Here is a 22,053-nt window from a genome sequence, read left to right as displayed (position 1 = left end):
GGCCTACCCGCGTCGGCAATGCCCGCAATCTTTTCGCAGGTGCGCGGCTTGGCCGGAACTCTATGCAGCGTAGCCCACGTCCCCGGCAGCTGTGCGGAGTGAGAACTGTGTTGAACCGGTGTTTCGGCATAGAAAGTGCGGGATGCATTTTTCCTCACCGAATTTCGACCTCGGCGGGTGGGCTTGATCTGGGCCGGACTGCCAAAACCAGTTGCAACGCAGCACTTTTATGTCCAATTGCAAACCGGCGTAGTCATCGTGGACTCACCTGTAGACGCGTGGCAAGATTTAGCGGAACCGTCGGACACGCAGGCAGCCACGTCGACCAACACTCTCCTTGTCCTTCACCATGCCTCAGGCAGACTTGTGCACCCCGATCGGACTCAGATCGACACAGTGCAATCTACAAGCCTCAGAGGGCAATGAAGATGAACAACACAGGACGCGTCGTTCGTAAACTTTCGACAATTCTCGTGCATCACCGTCCAACGAAAGCATCTTTGCTCCACCCCTGTCCTCAACACGCCCTCGCCTAGCTAACTCTTGTGATATTGCGACGCGATATACAAACGCAACGAGCGTCTCGTCACTCGGGCGGGGACCGCCGGATTCGTCGCAAACCTGCACCCGGAAGATCGAACCCGGATTCCCGCCAGTCATTCAAACGGACTAATACCGACCAGTAGTCTCCGACGCGGCGGTCGAATCACTTACCTTGCACACAAGAACATACCCCACCGAACGGAGCGCCAGATCCAGTGGTTGCTGAAGACGCAACATGCGCACCGTATTCGGCTGGAGCCAAACACAATTTGGGGTGCAGGACCTGATGTTCGACTACACCGCAATCGACTTCGAGACGGCCAACTCCAACCGCGGGTCTCCCTGCGCGGTCGGACTCGTACGAGTCCGCGGGGGAAGGCCGGTCGACGAACGGAGTTGGCTCATCCGCCCTCCGGAAACGGTTGACCACTTCTCAGCGTTCAACACGGCCTTGCATAAAATCACTGCAGAGATGGTCGAAAACGAACCACGCTGGAAAGACATCCTGCCAACCATCCTGGACTTCGTCGGCAAAGATGTACTGGTTGCACACAACGCCGGATTCGATATCGGAGTTCTGCGCCATGCATGCACGATCGACAATATCGAGTGGCCGACCATCAGATTTCTGTGCACAATGGTGCTTTCCCGCCGCTCACTGCCCCTGCCGAGTTACCGCCTTCCCTACGTTGTCGAAGCGCTGGGCGGCCCGGCGCTCAATCACCACGACGCCCTGGCCGATGCTCGCGGTGTCGTCGACATCGTGCGCGGGCTTGCCGACCTATCCGATTGCCACAATCTCGAGGATCTTGCGAGCTCTGTAGGCGTCACCATCGGCCGAATGACTGCTGGAACAACGGCGGGCGGCACGGTTCGGAGAACGAGCACCCAAACAGTGCTGAATCAGCCCGACGCGAACGCCGATGCTGACCCTGACGGGTACCTCTACGGCCGAGTCGTCGTCTTCACCGGGACCCTCACGTCGATGACCCGCCAGGTCGCGTGGGACGAATGCGCACGCATCGGCGCGACCGCCGAGAAGTCGACGACCAAACGCACCAACGTCCTCGTCGTGGGCGACATCAACCCGGCATCCCTCCGCCCCGGCTCCGAGATAACAGGCAAAGCCCGCAAGGCATTCGACTTGCAGGAAGGCGGCCAGCACATCGAAGTGATGACCGAAATTGACTTCCTACGATGCCTCGGCGGAACACCACTCGAACAGCCAGAATCACTCCTCGGCGAAGCAACGCTCGATGCTTCGTTACCACCGACTACGACATCTGCACACCGATCACTCCCGCCCGACCGGCGCCCGCCACCTCAACCGCCGCGCCCGCCAGCACTGCTCGAGCCGCCGAGACCGTTACGCCGCGCGGCCGTCCCGACGGACCAGATCTGCACCAGCGAACACTGTTCCGACCCGGGAGCATTCAAGACAAGAAGCAAACCCACATGGTGCGAGCGCCATATCATCGAACAACAGCACGCAGGGGGTCTCGAACCGCTCGAATCATTCACTCACCCCGACGACTGGCAACTGACCGAGTGCCTCCACTGCACAATTCGCGCGCACTACAGATTTGCCTACACACTCGACAAGAACACCTACGATGAACCGACCTGCAGAGCCTGCTTCTGGCGACGATGGGCGACCAGCACCCGAGTACACGAGAACGTAGGGGCCCGGAGCATACCGATCTCGATCGCGAACGCTCAGGCCTTCTGCGACCAGCACGGCTTCGAGCATCTGGGGCTCCTGACCGCGCCCTCACTACCCCACGACCCCCATCACGTTCGATGCCGCAGATGCCAACGGGTCAGCGCCCAACGCTTGAGCGACATAGCCTCCGGATGCTCGAGTTGTAAACTGTGATATCCGCGGTCAACGCTCCTCACACCACTCAACGGGTTCTTATCCCTGAAAAGGCAACCACATGATGATGACCGACGTCTCAGGAGTTTCGTGACCACTTCGCATCCGACCTATCTCCGTCCGCTCGCCGTAGTCGATGAGCCCGCAGGAAAAATCTGCATCTGGCACGTCGATGTCGGACCCGACATCGGTCTGTCGCGACTGTCGGGAGCTTGGGTACTCGACCGCGAGGACACCGACAAGATCCAGGTACTGACGAAGGACCGTTTCATCGTACGATGCGCAGCAACCGACTTGATAGAACGACAAGGGATTCGGATTGCGGGCGTAGTCGACGTCGACGCCACTGTCAGCGCCGTGCGAGCCGAACGCGACCAACTACAAGACCGATTCGATTCGCACGCGGCAACACACAAGGCTCTGGTCGTCCCGACATGGCCCGATATCGTGCACCCCGAGGACGTAGCCGCATCAGTGAAACTCAGCGGCAACACCTCAGAACGCACCGGCCACGCATTCCCTCTCGCACGCGGGCTCAACGAACTTGCCGAGGCATGGGCCCAGATCGAAAAGCAGCGCCTCGCGCGCAAATTCTTAATCAATCCAGCTGGTTCTGACACCCGCCCACTACCCATTGAGTGCCACAAAACGCCCTAGTAACGACAACCCGGCACCTCCTCCAGGCTGAGGCGACAGGCATCAGTCCTTCGCATCACAAGCTTCGCGCCCTCATAGTTCTTTCGCGCTCGGTCAGCCCGCCCCAGATTCCGTACGGCTCGTCGCATCGCTCGGCGTGGGCCAGGCAGGACTCGACTACCGGACATTGCCGACAGATGGCCTTTGCCTCGGCCTCGAGGCGACGGAGGGTGGGGCCACGCAATCCTCTGTCCGGGTAGAACACCGAGATCGGCATCGTTCTGCACCGGGCTCGGAGTTGCCATTCCCACACGCCGGCGATGGGCGCGGGCAGCTGCACGTCGAGTGACTTGTACTTCATGGTGTTCCGTCCTGGGGTTCTCAGTGCATGTGGCTTCCACCGTTGATGTCGATCGTGGTGCCGGTGAGGTACGCGGCGTCTTCGGACGACAGGAACGTGATGACGGAGGCGACTTCTCTGGTGGTGGCGGTGCGTCCGAGCGGAATGCCCTGGGCGATGGCCTTTTCCTGTTCGTCGGTGCTGCCGACGCGGATGTTGGTGTCCACAGCTCCCGGGGTGACCGCGTTGATCGTCACGCCCGTATCTTCCAGCTCACGGGCAAGGGATTTGGTGAAGCCGAGCAGAGCGGCCTTGGCCGAGGAGTACGGGACTTTTCCGAACACTCCGCCGCCGCGTTGCGCCGAGACCGAGGACATGGTGATGATGCGACCCCACCGCTGCTCGATCATGTCCGGCAGGAATGCTTTGGTGACCAGGTAGGTTCCGGTGGCGTTGACCGCGAAGACCTTGTTCCACAGCTCGACCGTGGTCTCGAGGAACGGGACCGGGGACGTGATGCCGGCGATGTTCGCCACGGCTCCGACCGGTGGCAAGTTCCCTGCGTCGACCTCTGATTTCGTTGCTGCATAAGCTTTCTGGACGGAGTCCTCGTCCGATACGTCGATGGCGTGCCCGAACGCAGCGACGTTGTAGGCCGCGGCGATCTCGGTGGCGACCTTTTCGGACTTCTCGCCGTCGAGGTCGAGAATGACGACGCCCCAACCGTCCTCGGCGTAGCGCTCCGCGGTGGCGCGGCCGATTCCCTTGTCGGAGGTAGCCCCGGTGATCACTGCGGTACGGGTGGTGGTTGTCATGATGTCTCCTGGTGTGTGTCGAGTAGCAGTTCGGTGATCAGGTCACCGGCGGCAGTGGTCGCCGCCGGACGTTGTTCGTCGGAGATGTCTCTCGTTTCGAGTTCGAGCGCGAAATGGCCGTTGAATCCCACGGATCGGAGCGCATCGATGCCGCCGCGGAAGTCGACCTCGCCGCGGCCGACGCTGATATTGATGTTGCCCGGCTCGTCGACGCCGTCGGCTCCGCCTAGCCGGACGTCGCCCCGCGTCGCATCGCGAACATGCACGTGGGAGATTCGAGTGCCCACCGAATGCGCGAAGTGAGTCGGGTCGCCGCCGGAGGCGACGATGTGGCTGAAGTCCATGACGATGCCGATCGCCGGATCGATGCGCTCGGCCAACGCGGCTGCACGGTCGGTGGTGCAGCAGAGCCGGAACACATGCAGCGACTCGGTCCAGACGTTCACGCCGTGCCGATGGGCCCGTGTCGACGCATAGTTCAGGTTGGCCGCGACCCGATCGAGATCGGAGTCGAGCGACTCGATGGGCTCATGCCCGAGGGCACCGTTCGGTAGCACGAGTGCCTGAGCCCCCACCTGTGAAGCCAGCTCGAGCAGTCGTTCGAGGTGAATGGACGCATCGAGGTCGGTAGCCGGATTGTTAAGATCTCCGATATCGCAGTTGATCGAACGGACGGCCAGGCCTGAGCGCTGCACGGCCTCCACAACCTCGCTGACACCACGATCGTCCAGGTCGAGGGGTACGTGGTCGCACACCCCGGGAAGCGAACCCAGGTCGATTTCCGCGAATCCGAGCTCGGCAATGACGTCGAGTGCGGTGCGTAGGGGTAGGTGACGAAACGAGATCGTCGAGCAACCCAGGCGTGAATCGAACATCAGCGCCCTCCGTCCTGTCGTCGTGATGCGGACCACAGTAGGCACGATGTTGCTCAACAGTCAACCGTCGCCGGTCGACTGTTGACAGTGACAGTGCATTGGGTCACACTCAATGCTGTTGACAGTCGACGGTCACTTGGACGAGTTTGAAACCAACACCCCAGCAGGAGAGTCCCCATGAGCACAGATGCTCTGCAGATGCGCGGACCGGTTCACGGCACGAAGGACGCCAAGCGCGTCGCCGTCGGATCATCGGTCGGTGCCGTCATCGAAACGTACGACTTCATCGGCTTCGGCACCGCCGCCGCCCTGTACTTCGGAACCGCATTCTTCCCCGGCTCCAACTCGGTGACCGGCACGCTCGCCGCGTTCGCCACGCTCGGCGTCGGGTTCGCGGCCCGCCCTCTCGGCGGAATCGTCGGAGGCCATCTCGGAGATCGAGTGGGCCGCAAACCGGTACTCGTGGGCTCCCTGATCCTGATGGGCCTCGCCACTTTCGCCATCGGCTTGCTACCCACATACGCCCAGGCCGGCATCGTCGCGCCGATCCTGCTCGTGGTGGTGCGCATCATTCAGGGTCTCGCCTTCGGTGCCGAATGGGGTGGCGCGATCCTGATGAGTTACGAGCACGCGCCGTGGCGCAAGAAGGGCAAGTTCACCGGCATCGTGCAGGCCGGCTTCCCGGTGGGACTACTACTGGCCAACCTCGTATTCCTCGGAAGCGTCCACCTCGGCGGAGACTGGGCGTGGCGAGTTCCCTTCCTCTTCAGCATCGTGCTGGTCGCAGTCGGCCTGATCATCCGATCCAAGGTGCCCGAGTCGCCGGTGTTCGACGACGTGAAAGAGGCCGGTGTCTCCAAGTCGCCGATCAAGGAAGCAATCAAGCACGATTGGCGAAACATCCTGCGTGGCATCGGCCTTCGCATCGCCGAAACCGCAGGATACGCAGTGTCCGTCACCTACATGATCTCCTACCTGCACACCCAAGAACTGGCGAGCACCTCCGAGACCATCACCGCTCTGTGCATCGCCTCGTTCATCGGGATCTTCGCCACTACCGGTTGGGCCGCTCTCACCGACCGGATCGGGCGACGGCCCCTCTACATCGCGGTCTGCACCTTCGGTGCCGTGTTCGCGATACCGATGTTCCTCCTCGTCAACACGGGCCTCTTCATGTTCGTCATCGCGACCATCGTTCTCGCCTACGCCGTATGCCAGAACGCCCTTGCCGGCTCACAGGGTGCCTGGTTCCCCGAATTGTTCGACGCCTCCCGCCGTGCATCGGGAGCTTCCTTGGCGTACCAGATCTCGGCCATGGTCTCCGGCTTCACTCCGTTCATCACGACGTTGCTGTTCGTGTGGCTCGGGTGGCTCGGGCCGGCCCTGCTGTTCATCGCTTACGCCCTGATCGGGCTCGGCTCCGCTCTCGCCACCAAGGAAACCTGGGGTCCCACCGAGCGACGTCTCGCAGCACAGGCAGAACTCGACACCCCGGCGGATTTCCCGGCCTCCACTCGCGCAAAGGAACTACTGTGAGCACGATAACCGAAGCAACACTTGATGACTCGACGGCCAAGATCCAACGCGCAGCCGAGTTCGCATACGCCATGCGACACCACGTCATCGATATGGGCGAGGCTCAGGGACAGGGCTACGTAGGGCAGGCCCTCGGAGCTGCCGACATCTTCGCCGCTGTCTACGCCGACCGGTTGAAGTACCGGGCCGACGACCCGGAATGGTCCGAACGTGATCGCTTCCTGCTCTCCACCGGCCACTACGCCATCGGCCTCTACGCCGCCCTGGCCGCAGCGAACATCGTGGCGGTCGACGAGCTCGAGACGTACGGCTCGGATGAGTCCCGACTCCCGATGTCCGGAATGGCCACCTACACACCGGGTATGGAGATCTCTGGCGGATCGCTCGGCCACGGACTGACCGTCGCAGTGGGGATGGCCCTCGGACTCCGCCACCAGAATTCCGCGTCCCGAGTGTTCAACTTTCTCTCCGACGGCGAACTCGACGAGGGTTCGACGTGGGAGGCCGCGATGGGAGCCCATCACCATCGACTCGGCAACCTCATCGCGATGGTCGACATGAACGCACTTCAGGCGGACGGCCCGACAGCAGGTGTGCTCGGTATCGAGCCCGTCCACGAGAAGTGGGCGGCGATGGGGTGGAACGTCTACCGCGTGAACGGTAACGATCCCGCTGCTCTCTCGGAAGCCTTCGATTCCGCTTGTGCCGCAGCCGAGCCCGTCGGGACACCGTCGATCATCGTCTGCGACACCAAGATCGGATTCGGTGTTCCCTTGCTCGAGAACAGGGAGAAGGCACATTTCATGCGCATCGACGAGAGCGAGTGGAGCATCTGCCGCGATCAGTTGACCGAGCGTTTCTCCGACCCGACCTACCTGCAGGAAAACGAGGTTCAGGCATGACCACCACCACGCCCCCGAAGCTCAAGACATCGGCGATGATCGCCTCGTTCGTCGACCCCGGCCAACGCACCGCCGACGCCCCCTTCGGTCACGCCCTGGTCCAGGCCGCGCAGAACAACGACAAGATCGTCGGCCTCAGCGCCGATCTCGCCAAGTACACCGACATGCACATCTTCGCCCAGGCGTTTCCCGATCGCTTCTTCCAGATGGGCATGGCCGAGCAGTTGCTTCTCGGAGCCTCCGCCGGCATGGCCGAGACCGGACTGATCCCGTTCGCATCGACGTACTCGGTGTTCGCGGCCCGTCGGGCATACGACTTCCTGTGCCTCGATATCGCCGAACCCAATCTGAACGTCAACATCATCGGCGGCCTGCCCGGCCTCACCACCGGGTATGGGCCGAGCCACCAGGCCACCGAGGACATCGCCATCTTTCGCGGGATGCCGAATCTGACCATCGTCGATCCGTGCGACTCGGTCGACATCAGCCAGGCCGTGCCTCAACTTGCTGCCTCCGACGGGCCGACCTACCTGCGTTTGCTCCGAGGGAAGGTGGCGACCGTGCTCGACGAGTACGACTACACCTTCGAGCTCGGCAAAGCCAAGGTCATCCGTCCGGGCAACGATGTGGTGCTGGTGTCGAGCGGACTGATGACGATGCGCGCGTTGCAGGCAGCGAAGAACCTGGAAAAGCACAACATCGATGTCGCAGTGGTCCACACCCCGACCATCAAGCCGTTCGACACCGATACCGTTCTGGCGCAACTGGATACGCCACGATTGGCGTTCACCTGCGAGAACCACACGAAGATCGGCGGACTGTTCGAGACCGTCGCCTCGGCGATCGTGGAGCGCGGACTCGGCAAGAAGGTAGGTGCCATCTCGTTGCCCGACGAGTTCCTCGCTGCAGGTGCGTTGCCCACACTGCACGATCGCTACGGCCTGTCGACGTCGAGCATCGAATCTCGCATCATGGCCGAGCTCTGACGGACGTGCGGTCCGAGAAGTCGCCACGAACCGACGGGACGCAGCACCGTAGACTTACTGTCGACAGCTATCAGTCGACTGTCTGCAGTGGGACGTCATCGACGAAAGGAGCCCCCGCCATGGGGCAACCCGGCGCACTTCTCGGACTGCAGAAAACCAATCTGCGTCAGCAGGCGGTCACCGCCCTACGTTCCGCCATCACCAGCGGTGAGCTTCGTCCACGCAGTGCCCTGGTTGAGACCGAACTGTCCGAGCGACTGCAGATCAGTCGAGGAACCCTGCGCGAGGCACTGCGGCAATTGCAGCAGGAAGGCCTCGTCGTCACCGGCGCTCGCGGCCGGCTGCATGTACGGCACCTCGACACCAAGGAGATCCAGGACATCTTCTCGGTGCGAGGCGCGCTCGAGGGCTTGGCCGCGGCGGAGATCGCTCGACATTCCGAACGCCTCCGCATCGTCGCGGAATTGCGGGCTGCACTTGAACTGCTGAATCAGGCTCCCAAGGACGAGACCCTCGACGACCGCATAGAGGCAGATCTCGACTTTCACCGCCTGCTGTGCCGATCCGCCGACAACGAGACCCTGCTGCACTCGTGGACCAGCCTCGAAGGTTCGATCCGCATGTCCATCATGTACGCCGGACGCGATCGCGCCCTGGGCAACATGGACGCCGACCGTCACCACGACATGGTCGACGCCATCGAGTCTGGTATTCCCGACGATGCAACGGCAGCGGTGCGTAAACACATGATGTGGGCCGTCGGCAATCTCGTCGCGTAACCGCTGACGGGCTCAGCCGCGGACGGGACCGTTCAGTAGGCGATCCATCGCGGCAAGATCGCTGGCTCGGGTGCGACGAGACAGTGCCGTGTCGAACATGGTGAATCCGTGGAATGCGCCGGGCCAGCAATGGAATTCGACTCTGGTGCCGGCTGCCAAAAGTCTGCGGGCGTAATCGATACCCTGATCGCGCAAAGGGTCGAGTTCGTTGACTGTGAGGTAGGTCGGCGGCAGGCTCTCGAGGTCTTGTCGTCGCGCCGGAGATGTGTGTCCGTCAGGAACTCGGCCTCCGAGATAGTGCTGCCAGCTCAGAATCGCATTGCCGGTGTTCCAGAACACGGCGTCAACGCCTTGTTGCATCGACGGCGAGTCGGCTCTGTCGTCGAGTGCGGGTTCGATCAAAGCCTGCATTGCCAGTCTCGGACCGCCGCTGTCGCGAAGTTCCAAGGCCGTGCACGCGGCCAGACACGCTCCGGCACTGGTTCCCAACAGACCGATCCGCCCCGGGTCACCGCCAATGCTGCCGGCCGCATCGACCGCCCACCGCACTGCGGTGACACAATCGCGAACCGATGCGGGATAGGGGAACTCAGGGGCCAACCGGTAGTCGACCGCAACTACGACGCACGGCAACGCAGTCGCCAGGCCCGCGTTACTCGCATCGTTCGAAGCCGCCGAACCCAGAGCGAAACCGCCGCCGTGCATTTCGACCACGATCGGCAACGGACCGCTTGTCACTGTTGCTGGACCGGTGATGCGAACACTGACAGTGTGCCCGTCGAACTCGGCAACCGAGTCCGTGACAACGACATCCGCAGACGAGCGGACCGGGCTGCTCGTCGTCGCAGCCCGAGCAGCGGTGATGTCGTGAAAGTCCACGGCCGGCACCGCGGACACCACCTGTAACAGTTCGGGATCGAGGTCGTCGATATGCATACATTCCACAGTAGATACCGTGGGCGACATCCATTGCAGACGACGTTCATCGTCGGCGCGGTAGGTGGTTGATCATGAGTACACGTATCGAACGCACGACACATGAGCGCACACGACCCACGTGCGCTCATCCTGGTCAGGAAAAGGGTCCTCGGACAAATTGACGGCGACTCGAACATACTCTTTTGCAGAATCTTTCAGTGCCGGAAATTTTCGCGACTTATCGCCGACACATGAGCTCGAGGACTCACGTTCTGTCACATGGCCCGAAGAGCCCGACAAGTAACAGACAAGACCAGTGCGGTCACGCGCTATGCTGCACAGCCGCCTGCCTTATGAAGTTATGACAAGCGGGCCGGCTGGGAGAGCCTGGTGCAGCACCACGAACACGATCCGCCAGTGATGCAGGGATGAATCGCCGACTGTGAGGTACATGCGAGTTGGCGGGCCTGGACGAGCAATTCGTCGTGACGTACTGCATCGCCCTCCGGTTCGGGGACCACGGTGTCAACGGCTTCGACAGCATTATCGAGCTGCCTAGCTCGACCAATCTGACCCCGCGATGACAATCGCGTCCATCGGGCCAGATATCGCCATTCGCTCTCCCAGTGCCGAGCAGAGCATCTAGCGCACAGGGCATTCTGTCGGTCAGCTAGGCGGTCGTCACCAACGTCACCTGCCGAAGTGATGGGTATGCAGCTATCGTGAGTGGTAGCTGTCGCCGACGGAGGTCCGGTGCCCGCACGCGCGGCCGACTGACATTCGATTAGAACGGTCGGGAACAAACCTGCTCGACGGTAGGTTGCGTCACGGCGAATGCATCATGTTCTCGTAAGCGAGTGGGTGGCGCGAAGGCCAAGAAGCGTTGCCCCCTTGCGCCTCGTGCCGCTGGACTTGTCTGGCACACTGATTTTTTACTTCCAGATGCGAGATGCGAAATGCGTTCCGCCCGTTCATCACAGAGGAGCACCTGTGGCTGGAACTCAGAAGCGCCTATACGTTTCCCTCGCAGTTGCCTGGGTTGCCATCATCGCTACAACGTGGTGGGCGATCGCAGCGACACACACAAGTACCGCGACGGTCGGTGTAACAGCGGCTTCGGACAGTCCAAACGCTGGAAATGCCAGTTTGAGGATTACCAATACCGACCTGCAAAACCACGACCTTCTGCCCCAAGTCAGCGAGCGACTCGCACTGCAACACGGAGGATCGGCCGCGGACTACTCCGACGAATTGCGGATCACGCCCTCCGAAGACGGTGTAGCTGACTTAGCCGTCACCGCGCGTACCGAAGATGAACACGATGCCATCGAGTTGGCCAACCAAGCAGCCTCGATCGTGGTCGAGCTTCTCAATGACGGCACCCTATCGACAGCGGACCGCAACTTTCATGCCGACGTGATCGAGCCCGCAAATTGAACTCTGCCATTACCATGCCTCGCGGGGCCGCACTCATGACTGCCCGCGGCGTGGTGACACAATTGTGAACGGCTGCGGAACAAGAAAACTCGAGGCTCGAGGCTCGACGGTAACGGACCGCAGTAACGACGCACTGCAGCGCTACCGCAGTAACGACGCACTGCAGCGCTTCTGCAAGACTCACATCGTCTGATGTCGCCGAACTCAACGGTAAACCGCCGCCGTGCGTCTCGACGACACCGGATCTCGGGCGATCCAACGCCCGGTTCTGGCTTGCGATCCGAACTTCGGCGGCTGCCCTCGAACAACTGCAGTCACGTCATGGACTTCGAAGCTTGAGGTGGGCGGCCCGGGAATCTTGTTCGCCGCGGCTTGGCCGTGGGGATGCCGTAGAAGTCCAAACTTCGGTACGTCGGAGACAAGTTTCAACACTTCGAGATCGAGGTCATCGAGACGCGCGAGACGAAGATGAGAACCGTCGAGGCGTCGGGCAGCGTTTTCCACAGTGGTGCTTCTCTCCCGCGATATCGCCGGACGCTTCGGGGTCTGAGGAGCTGGCAAGATACGAGTCAGGGCGTCGTCACCCGTTGCCCGACAAAGAGTGGAGGCAGTCGATGTGGGCGGAGCTGGTCGAAGCCGGGTTGGAGCCCAAAGAAGCTCGCTTCTACTTGGCCGCACTCAGTATGGATACACCAACAGTGGCCCAGGTTGCAGAGGTGTCACAGATCAGTCGGACCAATGCATACGACATCGCCAAGCGCCTGGCCCATCGCGGGTTGCTGTCATTGATCGAAGGTGGCGGCCACAGCGGTGACTCGCAGGTCGGTAGTCGGCCCCGACTTGTCGTTCGTACTGTGGATCCGCAACGGCTCTTGGACGAGTGGGCTCAGAAGAAGCGTGTTCTGGAATCCCTCGTTCCGCAGCTACGGGCCCTGCATGCCAAAGGTGGACTTGCGCCTCGCGTTCGCCATCTGGAGGGATTGAGCGGCATCAGGACGGCACTGTTCGAGACGCTCGAGTGGCCTTCTCCGTTGCGAGGAGTGTTGTCGATGCGAGACCTGATGGCCGTGCCCGGCGAAGAAGCTATGAGTGAATACGTCGCTGCTCGCCGCGAGCGCGGGCTCTGGCTACATGTGTTGAGATCGCCGGAAAAGGACTACCCGCAGGGGTGGCCAACCAGTGAAGTAGATCTGCGCAAGGCTCGATACGTGCCGGCGGAGTACATCTTCACCATGACAATGATCATTGGCGATGAGGCTGTAGCGATGATTTCGTCGACGCGGGAGAATTTTGCGCTGGTCATCGAAAGCGATGAATACGTCGAGATGCAACGGAATCTCTTCGAGGTGATGTGGGCGGCAGCCGCCGAAGAGCCACCGGCGTCGCCGCAGTCGGAGAACGGAACGGCCGGCGGCGATTCTCGATGACCCCATAGGCGCTGTCGTTCTGTGGCCGACCGCCAGCAGAATGAGGCGTAGGTCGGGCGATCCAACCAGTGTGGGCCGAATCGGTGGCCTGATTGCCGGGCAACCGGGGTCGTTCATCGTCTACGTTGCGATGCGCGTCGACGCCGTCAGCAAACGTATCCCTCATGATGGTGAATGTAGGTCACTGTGATCTCCGCAAGGGTGGATCGTGTCGACTCGGCAGCCGGCCGATGCCTGAAGCCGGTCAACGAAGTGATCGCTCACTCTTGGTGCGAAATAGATAAAAATCGCTCGAAGTAGCTAGATACAGTGGTCCGCACTGTTGTCAATTTCGGTCGACAGTGTGCTCGAGTGAATCTGACTCCAACCACGGTTGACACACCTTGAGCAGCACTTATAGTGAGTGAACAGCGCGCATCTATGCTCGATAAAACGTCGAGTCGAGTTGACACACTCCGAAAGCGCAACAACGAGACAGGATCACTTTCGATGTCCATGACTGCTCTCCCCAAAGTATCTGTCGCGGCTGTTCAAGCTTCGCCGGTCTTCCTCGACCTCAAGGCAAGCCTCGATAAGCTCGAATCCTTGGTCAGCGAGGCCGCGAAGGGCGGAGCGGAACTGGTTGTCTTCGGCGAAGCGTTCCTGGCGGGCTTCCCCGTATGGAATGCAGTGTTGGCTCCTATCGACCAACACGACCTACACGAACGGCTGGTCGCAGAGTCGATCGTCGTTCCAGGTGCCGAAACGGAGCGACTGGGTCGTATCGCCCGTGATCACGGAGTGGTGTTGTCCGTGGGGGTGAACGAGCGCAATCCGAACAGTTTCGGACAACTCTGGAACTCCAACCTGATCTTCGATGCGACTGGACGTCTGGTCAACCACCGCCGCAAGCTTGTGGCTACGTACTACGAGCGTCTGACGTGGTCGCACGGGGACGCTCATGATCTCAAGCCCGCCGAACTCGGCGGCTGGAACCTCGGCGCACTCATCTGCGGCGAAAACACCAACACGCTTGCGCGTTTCACGCTATTGGCCCAGAGCGAGCGTCTGCATATTGCGACTTATCCGCCTGCATGGCCATTCGACGGGCGGACCGAAAATTTCGACTACGACCTGGCCGAAAATATCAGACTTCGCAGTGCTGCACACGCTTTCGAGGGAAAGGTGTTCGTGATCGTCGCTGCCACGACGTTGGACGACGTGGCGATTCGTGAAGTAGCGCAGGGCGACTCCAGAATCGAGAAGGCGCTCACGGCATCTCCTCCGGTGTCGATGGTGATCGGTCCGGACGGCCAGTTCGTCGCTGGGCCTCTGCGGGAGCCGGAGGGAATCCTCTATGCGGAAGTCGATCTGCAAAAAGAGGTCATCGCCAAGCGTGCACACGACATCGTTGGCACCTACAACCGTGCGGATATCTTCAATCTGTCGGTCGACATGCAGCGGCACACAATCTTTCAATCTCGAGGACACGGCGACCGGGTAGCCAACGGGTCGGCCAACGGGTCGGCCAACGATGACCGAACCGACCCTCGACACGTTCACCACAGTGCACAAGACGAGGTCGAGTCGCACCATTTGTCCCAGTCCGAAGTTCAGAATCTGTCACATCTCAAACACACTTCCTGAGCCCGCGCGGCGGGCCGGAAGGCACTCGCGGCCGCGTCACGTCGGGGTCCGGCCCAGTCCATTGACACAGACCCAAGGGCACTGAGCTCTCCGGCTGCCAAAGCTCACCGTTCTCCGATAGGTCGATCCCCTGCCTTTCAACAACGAACGGCCACGCTGAGGCAAGCTGCCGATTCATGGTGCGGGCCCCCGCCGCCGCCACCGCCGCAAGGCATCCTTCTTCATGTCAGCGGACGGTGCGTCCTTCCGTACGTACCGTCCGCTGACGTGTCCTAGCCTCGCAGAGTCCTCGAACTGCGATGTCTTGGTTTCGGTCGTCAGCCACCTGGGACATGGTCGATGCTCGAGCTCGATTTTCGAGATTCTCAGCCGAAGAGTCTGTAGCAACATAGCTGCACGCGAAGGTGCAGCACTCGATCTATTCAATCGATCAGTCACGATCACCGATCGCTCGAACTCTCATCTATTCGGCGGTATCGAAACCAAGGTCTGCGAGTTAGTCCGGTCCCCGGATCAATTGTCGCACTGCCGGATTGCGAGCTCTCGGTCATTTCACGAGGCCCGGGCAGCTCAATATCCAGGATGCTCACCGGCAGGTGTGATGACTGAGCTCACTGTCACGTGCGGGAAACGGTACTGACACTGCTGTTGGTGGACCGCCATCCTGGTGCGACTTTGCCGCAATGCCGTCAGCGACAGGCCTATCGAGCAGTAGTCGAGTGACGTCTTCGACGGTGCGCGGGCGCGCGCCGTCAGAAAGAAGACCTGCACCGACGAGGGCATCGGCCAGCCTCAGGGACCAGGGCCGCTTGAGCCGCGCTGCCCTCAACAACGCTTCGTCGGCCAGCAGGTCCGTGGGTTTACCCGTGACTACCGCGCCGTCGAGCATCACCGCTGTGGTGTCAGCCCATTCGAGGGCGAACGCGACGTCATGGGTCGCAATCACAATCGTGGTGTCATGTTGCTCCAACCGGGCAACCGCTTCGAGCATCTCCTCGACACCCTGCGGGTCCAGTCCCGCAGTCGGCTCGTCGAGCAACAGCACGCAGGGCCTCATTGCTACGGCACCCGCAATGGCGACGCGCTTCTTCTCACCGAAGGACAGGTGATGAGTGGGCACCCGGTGCAAATGTTGAAGTCCGAGAAGATCGAGAGCCTCAGCGACTCGCTCTTTGACTTCGGTGATAGTGAGTCCGAGATTCGCCGGACCGAATGAAACATCCTGCGTCACATCGGCTGAGAACAGCTGATCGTTGGGGTCCTGCAGGACCAGTTGAACCGCCTGGCGATGGGATCGGAGGCCCCTGCGAGTGTAGCGGAGCACTTCACCGTCGACCGAGATCTGGCCCGATATCGGTTGAGTGCTCCCGGCCAGACACGAGAGAAGCGTCGACTTGCCGGATCCGTTGGCACCCAACAAGGCGAGCCGCTTGGCCGGCGCGATGCGCAGCGTCGCAGATCGCAGAACCGGGAGGTCGGCTGTATAGCTCGCAGACAGTTCGACACACTGCAGAACTCGATGACTCATGACGCGTTCCTGATGACGACGGTCGAGGCTGTGACAGCGATCAGCAACCCGACGACCATGAAGGCGTCGGACTTCCGAGTACTCGGCAGGTCGTCGACAGTGGTCAGTTCGTTGGTGTAGCCACGTCCGGCCAGACCTATCTCCAGACGGCGAGCCTGGTCCCACGAGCGAATCAAGATGCAGGACATCAAATCACCACTGGACCGTAGGGTCTGCGCCACCGTAGCGTTCCCCAGTCGAGCAATTTGGCTGTGTCGAACCGTTCGCGTGGTTTCCAGCAGTATGAACAGCATGCGGTAGATCAACGCCGCAACCTCGACACATCCGGCTGGCACCCCGAGGCGACGCAGTCCGGCGAGGATATCGGTCATCGGGGTTGTGAGCGACAAAAGAAGGACAGCAAGCGTTCCGGCAGTCGCTCGAACTGCAAGGGCGAGGGCGCGCATGAGCGTGTCAGCAGTGACGGTGATCGACCACGATGGATCAATTTGTATGGACACCGCCACAGTCATCGAGCTCAGGACAATGAAGCCGAGCGGTGTTGTAAAGGCACGACGGAATACACGGAGATCGGTTCTGGCGGGACCTAGGATCAGCCAGGTGGTGATGACGGCGATTGTCAACGACGTCGGCCAGACCGGAAGCGCTAGTGCCAGTGTCAACAGCCCGAAGCTCGCAAGAGCTTTGCCGCCCAGGCCTTTGTCTCGCCACGGGCTGGACCACGCGGCGTTGTCGATCGCGAGACCTTGCATCGAGTCAGTTCTCGAGGTGAGGGAAGTCGACGGACGTGCCGACACTCGATGTGCGTGGCACCTCAGCTTCCTCGCGCCGCCGATGCCGCAGTGCACCAACGCAATAGCCGAGAATCACACCCCCGAGCGCCGCCTGCATTGCAAACAGTCCGGACTCGACCTCACCTGATGAGGGAGCGAAGATCGACGAAAACCAGGGCTTGTAGTCCGGGTTCTCCTGCTCGACGAGTTCGGTTGCGGCTGAGTCGGAGCCCACGAACCGCTCGTGATTGCCCGACCGTTGCGAATCGATAACCAGTGCCGAGACCACGATGAGCACGATGGCTACGGCAATGAGGAGATTGACGACGATGTTCCGTTTCATCGCACGACTCCTTGATCGGTAGACGGTTTGCCCCTGAGGTCAGTTTTCTCTGACGGGAGAACCTTCAGGCGTCGCAGTTCCGGCGCAGCTACGCTTCGAAGGACCCGAAAGACCAACACGCCGAGAAGACCCTCGGCAACGGCGAGTGGGATCTGGGTCAGAGCAAACACACCGAGAAATTTGCCGAACGCACCGGCGAAACCCGATGCGGGGTCAGGAAAGGCAAGAGCCAACTGCCCGGAAGTCACGCAGTACGTGGAGATGTCGGCCAGGAACATCGCCATGAAGATCGCAGCGGAGACGTTCCTGGACAGTTTCACGACGCTGCGGTATCCGAAATACCCGACCCATGGACCAACAATGGCCATCGAGAAGGTATTTGCCCCTAGGGTCGTTATTCCCCCATGAGCGAGGAGCAGAGCCTGGAACAGAAGGACCACGACGCCGAGGAACGCCATGACGGGCGGTCTGAACAGGACGGCACCCAGGCCTGTACCCGTCGGATGACTCGAACTGCCCGTTACAGACGGCAGTTTGATCGCGGACAAGACAAACGTGAACGCGCCGGCCGCCCCGAGAAGCAGCTTGGTTTCAGGATGTTCCCGCATCTGGCGGACAACGCAATATGCCCCATGAGCAACGAACGGGGCCGCTGCAGCTGTCCACGCCGCAGCTTGGACCGGTGGCAGAAATCCTTCAGCGATGTGCATGCTTCTCCTGGATTCGACAGTGTGAGAGTGGTTTCGGCACGCCCGCACCGTGAACCGGGGAACTCAGTGTGTGGACGAACGCGTTCCAGGGTCGATCGCGATCGGATCGAAACGCGGTTGGTGATGTCCTCGGTCTGCGGGAGTGGCCAGAACCTCACGAGTCTTTGTCTCGAGCGCGGCTCGGTCCAGCTTTCCCGCAGAACCGAGCACAGTCTCGAGGGCTTTGACCCAGTGCTCGTAGTAGGACCAGTCCGACGGTGTGCCGCCGTGTGTCTCCCAGTCTTCGATCGACTCGATCAGTGCACGTTGAAAGGTCGGCCACTCGAACTCGCCCGCTTCGTACGCGCCCACCGCGAGCGCGAACGCCCTGATCTGCCAGGGCTCGTCGAAGGCTTGATCACCGTGGCGTGGTTCTGGAAGGCCGCGCACCAGGGCGTCGATTTCGGCTCGATGAGCATCGAGCGTGGTGTCGTCTTGTGAGGTGTTCATGACGTGGCTCTGATCGGGGCTACACCGATCATCGAGTCCCGGGTGACCAGTTCGGCTAGTTGCTCCTGGGACCAACCGTCGGTACCTGCAGGCCGCGGAGGCAAGACCCAGTAACGGATTTCGGAGCTCGAGTCCCAGACTCGAATTTCGGTGGTCTCCGGAACGGTGTACCCGAAGTCTTCGGACAAGACTTTGCGAGGCTCACGGACCATACGTGCTCGGTACTGGGGGTCCTTGTACCAGTTCGGTGGAAGCCCCAAGATCGGCCACGGATAGCAGGAGCACAGTGTGCACACCACGGCGTGGTGAACCTCTGCCGTGTCCTCGAGCGCAACCATGTGCTCACCCTGCGTGCCGCCGATTCCCAGCTCCTTACAGGCTTCGGAGGCATCCTCGACGAGCCGCGCCTTGAACTCCGGATCCGACCATGCTTTGGCGATCACCTTCGCACCCAATTGAGGGCCGACATCGCTCTCGTAGAACTCGACCATGCGGTCGACCATCTGGGTTGTCAACAGACCCTTCTCGATCAACATCGATTCCAGCGCTTTGACCCGGGCAGCAATCTCGGCGGGGGTGCGGGGTATCGCAGTCATGACTTCCCTCCTGCAGTGTGTTCGATGTAGGGATCCCAGACATCGATGGTCATGGTGGTGTTGGCCTCAGCGCCCGTTCCCCACAGTTCGACCGAGTCGAACTTCACCGTGTAGACGTGCTGAGGGTCCTCGTCGAGGTTGTTGCCGGCGGAATCGGGATAGATGTGTGCGCCCCGGTGCGCAATGACGGTCCCCACCTTGCCGCGCACGTAGCGTGCGAGTCTGGTGTGGCCGGGGCCTCGGGGCGCATCGACGGCGAGCCGAACCGTGTCGCCGACTGCGAAGCGGATCGGGTTGTCGGAGGGGCGTTTCGGAGAGAAGCCCCCACGAGAGGCGACGATGAAGGCAACCATCTCGTCGTCCTGCTCGTGGTCGGGCAACGGTGCGTCCGGGTTCTCGAGGTAGAAGGTAGTGCGACGATCGAGTTCTTCGATGTCCAGTTCGCCGACGCGCTGTCCATGGTGTTCCATCGAATGCAGCCAGTGCTCGTAGTACGGGGTCGCGAAGTACATGTCCGGATCCATCAATTCGACTCCGTGTCGGAACGAATCGAGGCCGTACCATCCGGCGCGGTACAGGATCGGGTACATGGTCATGACCACTTTTTCCCAGTCTTCATGGAAGACCGGCTCTTCTGCGGGCGGTTCGATCGGTCCGAAGCCGTCGGCACCGCCTAGATCGAACGAAACGTTCATGCCATGCTCCTCATCAAGCCGGGCGAGGGGAAACCGCCCACTGCCTTTTCGAAGGTGTGCGCGACGCGCAGCACGGTGGCGTCGTCGAAGCGACGGCCCACGATCATCAGGCCGACCGGAATTCCCTCGAACGTTCCGGCGGGAACAGTGCACGCGGGGTGCCCGGTGATGTCGAACGGACAACAGTTTCCGATGTATCCGAAAGCCCTGCTCAGCACTTCGTCGACGGGTGCGTCGGCGGATGGGAGAGGGGTGGGCAGCATCGGCATCGTCGGCATGACCAGGACGTCGAAGCGGCTCAGAGCCTCGTCGTACGCCGCCGTGAGCTGCTCTTCCAGATTGCGGGCCATCGCATAGTGTCGCCCGAACTCCGTGTCGAGGGCATGACGACCGGCGAGAGCGGTGATCTTGACGGTCTCCGGAAACAGGGACCCGTCGCTCCTGGACTTGGCCCCGTAGTGCGCGATGAGTTCGGGGTCGTACGCGCCCTTCCAGTTCATGCCGTATCCGTTGCCTTCGATCATCTGCCATGTGGCACCCTCGGTCGCGATGACGTCCCAGAGAGGAAACGCGTCGTTGTGCCAGGGGATGGAGACTGTCTCGGCCTGTAGGCCCGCTTTCACGAGTTCCTCGATCGCCTGCCGAACGACGGTGTCGGACTCCGAATCGGATTCATCCCGGCCGAAGCCCTCGGAGAGGACTCCCACCCGAAGACCGGACGCCGACTCGCTCAAAGCGGAAACATAATCGATGTTCTCCACAGCCTTGAGCTGCCGTGGATCCAGACCGTCGGCACCCGACATCACGGTGAGCATCAACGCAGCATCGGACACTGTCCTAGCGATCGGTCCCAGGTGATCGATCGACTGCTCGATCGGGAAGGCTCCGGTATAGGGTACGAGACCGAATGTCGGCTTGTGCCCGACGACCCCGCACCATGCCGCGGGCATGCGGATCGATCCGCCCTGATCGCCGCCGACCGCCATGTCGACCTCGCCAGTGGCCACCAACACCGCGCTGCCGCTCGAAGAGCCACCTGCAGAACGGGTCTGGTCCCAAGGGTTGAGGACTGCATGCGGCTTACTGGTGTGTGACCCTCCGGAGAAACACAAGTCCTCGCATGTCGATTTTCCGGCGATGACCGCTCCTGCGTCGAGAAGTCGACGAACGACCGTTGCGTCCGTTGCCGGCACGAAACCTTCCAACACACGCGAGCCGTTCATCATCGGAACTCCCGCGACTGCCGTGTTGTCCTTGATTGCAACACGCCGGCCGGCGAGTGGGCCCTCGGTGACCTCCTGAATGTCGGTGGTCACGTACCATGCGTTGTACTTGTTTTCGGTGGTGTCCGGCGAGACCCACTGACGCACAGGAGAATCGGCCTTGGACTGTTCGTACAGTTCCTCCACTCTGTTCCATGACTGCAGCAGCGCCGCTGTACCGGCCTGGTATATGGCCATGTCGTCGGGTGCGATGCGAAAACCGTAACGGTCCGAGATGTGTGTCAGTGACGCATTGTCGGGAATGTTGATCGCCATACGACCCTCCTCATGCGGGCATCGATCGTGCCCACTGATAAAATTAAGAGCTCAGCTTGCCATTCTGCCATCGACAGCCGTAAGTCGCTGGGTGAACGGCAGTCGAGTTTGCGGGAAATTTACGTCATTGGTAAAGTACTCCCATAAGAAATACATCCACAATGCCGAATCTGTTCTCAATCAGGGTTCCGGTGCACGCTCCGTCTCTCATGTACAGAAAATACTAGAAAAGTTGGATGTGTGTACACGGATTCGTTCATTGAATTTTTGCACGTCGGCGATGTGTCTTATATCAAGCGCACGGCCGACGTGGATATACCGTTGATAAACGGGCAATGGTATCGATGCCGCAGTCGAGCTCCTTCACTGCCAACCAGAGCCTCTTTGTGAATTCGACTGTGGTCAAGCCGAATTGCTGGAAGACATCTTCCGGAGGTGGACCTCCGTATGGTGCCCAGCTCACGGCCATTCGCACGATCTGTGCAGCTTCGCTCGAGTATTTGAGGCGCTCGACTTCTCGTTCCTGGGTCCATGCCTTTTCCCGGAATCTATAGTCGACGGTCAGACGTGATGTGCATGATCCGACCGTTCTATGGGTCGAATTGTCCTCGATTTTCATGATCGTTTCCTCAATCAAGCAGTCTGACCTGAAGGAGCTTTTCTTGGGCTGTCAGGTGCTGTAATA

General features: G+C 60.9%; 21 protein-coding genes. 9 read left to right on the top strand and 12 right to left on the bottom strand.

Annotated features, from left to right (window positions below; translation table 11 throughout):
- The first annotated feature begins 778 nt into the window (after nucleotides 1-778).
- Entirely contained in the window at nucleotides 779-2,419 is a 1,641-nt protein-coding gene (locus RFA01S_RS20280; protein WP_202902196.1) for an exonuclease domain-containing protein, read from the top strand.
- A gap of 90 nt (nucleotides 2,420-2,509) precedes the next feature.
- Entirely contained in the window at nucleotides 2,510-3,076 is a 567-nt protein-coding gene (locus RFA01S_RS20275) for a hypothetical protein (RefSeq protein WP_032389293.1), read from the top strand.
- Nucleotides 3,077-3,131: 55 nt separating this feature from the next.
- On the opposite strand, the gene RFA01S_RS20270 is transcribed toward RFA01S_RS20275, so the two are convergent.
- From RFA01S_RS20270 to RFA01S_RS20260, 3 genes are read right to left on the bottom strand one after another with little or no spacing between them, the layout of a single operon-like run.
- Nucleotides 3,132-3,416 carry a WhiB family transcriptional regulator gene (locus RFA01S_RS20270; protein WP_032389294.1) on the bottom strand — a complete coding sequence of 95 codons (285 nt, stop codon included), beginning with the start codon at nucleotides 3,414-3,416 and terminating at the stop codon, nucleotides 3,132-3,134.
- A 20-nt stretch (nucleotides 3,417-3,436) separates the two neighbouring features.
- Entirely contained in the window at nucleotides 3,437-4,210 is a 774-nt protein-coding gene (locus RFA01S_RS20265) for an SDR family NAD(P)-dependent oxidoreductase (RefSeq protein WP_032389295.1), read from the bottom strand.
- Nucleotides 4,207-5,085 carry a sugar phosphate isomerase/epimerase family protein gene (locus tag RFA01S_RS20260; protein WP_032389296.1) on the bottom strand — a complete coding sequence of 293 codons (879 nt, stop codon included), beginning with the start codon at nucleotides 5,083-5,085 and terminating at the stop codon, nucleotides 4,207-4,209. The genes RFA01S_RS20265 and RFA01S_RS20260 overlap by 4 nt, the downstream gene beginning before the upstream one ends.
- Nucleotides 5,086-5,262: 177 nt before the next feature.
- Here RFA01S_RS20260 and RFA01S_RS20255 point away from each other — a divergent pair, with 177 nt between their 5' ends.
- The 4 genes from RFA01S_RS20255 to RFA01S_RS20240 all read left to right on the top strand — a co-directional run bounded on the left by RFA01S_RS20255 (nucleotide 5,263) and on the right by RFA01S_RS20240 (nucleotide 9,288).
- Nucleotides 5,263-6,621 carry an MFS transporter gene (locus RFA01S_RS20255; protein ID WP_032389297.1) on the top strand — a complete coding sequence of 453 codons (1,359 nt, stop codon included), beginning with the start codon at nucleotides 5,263-5,265 and terminating at the stop codon, nucleotides 6,619-6,621.
- 71 nt (nucleotides 6,622-6,692) lie between these two features.
- Nucleotides 6,693-7,523, top strand: coding sequence for a transketolase (locus tag RFA01S_RS20250; RefSeq protein WP_230597428.1), 831 nt, complete (start codon nucleotides 6,693-6,695; stop codon nucleotides 7,521-7,523).
- Nucleotides 7,520-8,509: a transketolase family protein gene (locus RFA01S_RS20245; RefSeq protein WP_032389298.1), complete on the top strand. Its 990-nt coding sequence runs from the start codon at nucleotides 7,520-7,522 to the stop codon at nucleotides 8,507-8,509. The genes RFA01S_RS20250 and RFA01S_RS20245 overlap by 4 nt, the downstream gene beginning before the upstream one ends.
- A 119-nt stretch (nucleotides 8,510-8,628) precedes the next feature.
- Nucleotides 8,629-9,288, top strand: a complete 660-nt coding sequence (locus tag RFA01S_RS20240; protein WP_032389299.1) for a GntR family transcriptional regulator — start codon at nucleotides 8,629-8,631, stop codon at nucleotides 9,286-9,288.
- Nucleotides 9,289-9,300: 12 nt separating this feature from the next.
- Here the strand turns inward: RFA01S_RS20240 and RFA01S_RS20235 are convergent, their stop codons facing one another.
- The gene (locus RFA01S_RS20235) at nucleotides 9,301-10,224 is read right to left on the bottom strand and encodes an alpha/beta hydrolase (RefSeq protein WP_032389300.1); all 924 of its coding nucleotides are present in this window, start codon (nucleotides 10,222-10,224) and stop codon (nucleotides 9,301-9,303) included.
- A gap of 972 nt (nucleotides 10,225-11,196) precedes the next feature.
- Between RFA01S_RS20235 and RFA01S_RS20230 the strand changes: the two genes are divergently transcribed.
- From RFA01S_RS20230 to RFA01S_RS20215, 3 genes are all read left to right on the top strand, one after another.
- Nucleotides 11,197-11,643 carry a hypothetical protein gene (locus tag RFA01S_RS20230; RefSeq protein WP_139278479.1) on the top strand — a complete coding sequence of 149 codons (447 nt, stop codon included), beginning with the start codon at nucleotides 11,197-11,199 and terminating at the stop codon, nucleotides 11,641-11,643.
- Nucleotides 11,644-12,257: 614 nt separating this feature from the next.
- Nucleotides 12,258-13,070 carry a TrmB family transcriptional regulator gene (locus RFA01S_RS20220; RefSeq protein ID WP_052060586.1) on the top strand — a complete coding sequence of 271 codons (813 nt, stop codon included), beginning with the start codon at nucleotides 12,258-12,260 and terminating at the stop codon, nucleotides 13,068-13,070.
- Nucleotides 13,071-13,469: 399 nt separating this feature from the next.
- On the top strand, nucleotides 13,470-14,696 hold the full coding sequence (locus RFA01S_RS20215) for a carbon-nitrogen hydrolase family protein (protein WP_230597389.1): 1,227 nt from the start codon (nucleotides 13,470-13,472) through the stop codon (nucleotides 14,694-14,696).
- A gap of 586 nt (nucleotides 14,697-15,282) precedes the next feature.
- On the opposite strand, the gene RFA01S_RS20210 is transcribed toward RFA01S_RS20215, so the two are convergent.
- From RFA01S_RS20210 to RFA01S_RS20175, 8 genes are all read right to left on the bottom strand, one after another.
- Entirely contained in the window at nucleotides 15,283-16,224 is a 942-nt protein-coding gene (locus RFA01S_RS20210; protein WP_072692159.1) for an energy-coupling factor ABC transporter ATP-binding protein, read from the bottom strand.
- Nucleotides 16,221-16,976, bottom strand: coding sequence for a cobalt ECF transporter T component CbiQ (cbiQ, locus tag RFA01S_RS20205; protein ID WP_032389303.1), 756 nt, complete (start codon nucleotides 16,974-16,976; stop codon nucleotides 16,221-16,223). Before cbiQ ends, RFA01S_RS20210 begins: the two co-directional genes overlap by 4 nt.
- 4 nt (nucleotides 16,977-16,980) lie before the next feature.
- Nucleotides 16,981-17,340 (bottom strand): energy-coupling factor ABC transporter substrate-binding protein, encoded by a 360-nt coding sequence (locus tag RFA01S_RS20200; RefSeq protein WP_052060588.1) that lies wholly within the window; start codon nucleotides 17,338-17,340, stop codon nucleotides 16,981-16,983.
- A complete protein-coding gene (locus RFA01S_RS20195) occupies nucleotides 17,337-18,050 on the bottom strand; it encodes an energy-coupling factor ABC transporter permease (RefSeq protein ID WP_052060589.1) in 714 nt (237 codons plus the stop codon). The genes RFA01S_RS20200 and RFA01S_RS20195 overlap by 4 nt, the downstream gene beginning before the upstream one ends.
- A gap of 63 nt (nucleotides 18,051-18,113) precedes the next feature.
- A complete protein-coding gene (locus RFA01S_RS20190) occupies nucleotides 18,114-18,539 on the bottom strand; it encodes a nitrile hydratase accessory protein (protein ID WP_032389304.1) in 426 nt (141 codons plus the stop codon).
- Nucleotides 18,536-19,135 carry a nitrile hydratase subunit alpha gene (nthA, locus tag RFA01S_RS20185; protein ID WP_032389305.1) on the bottom strand — a complete coding sequence of 200 codons (600 nt, stop codon included), beginning with the start codon at nucleotides 19,133-19,135 and terminating at the stop codon, nucleotides 18,536-18,538. The genes RFA01S_RS20190 and nthA overlap by 4 nt, the downstream gene beginning before the upstream one ends.
- Nucleotides 19,132-19,830 (bottom strand): nitrile hydratase subunit beta, encoded by a 699-nt coding sequence (gene nthB / locus RFA01S_RS20180; protein ID WP_032389306.1) that lies wholly within the window; start codon nucleotides 19,828-19,830, stop codon nucleotides 19,132-19,134. The genes nthA and nthB overlap by 4 nt, the downstream gene beginning before the upstream one ends.
- On the bottom strand, nucleotides 19,827-21,368 hold the full coding sequence (locus tag RFA01S_RS20175; protein ID WP_032389307.1) for an amidase: 1,542 nt from the start codon (nucleotides 21,366-21,368) through the stop codon (nucleotides 19,827-19,829). The genes nthB and RFA01S_RS20175 overlap by 4 nt, the downstream gene beginning before the upstream one ends.
- Nucleotides 21,369-22,053 lie beyond the last annotated feature (685 nt).

The sequence above is a fragment of the Rhodococcoides fascians NBRC 12155 = LMG 3623 genome, from assembly GCF_001894785.1.
GTDB classification, from domain to species: domain Bacteria; phylum Actinomycetota; class Actinomycetes; order Mycobacteriales; family Mycobacteriaceae; genus Rhodococcoides; species Rhodococcoides fascians.
Note: the sequence above shows the minus strand (reverse complement) of the source record. Positions and strands in the feature narration are given on the sequence as shown.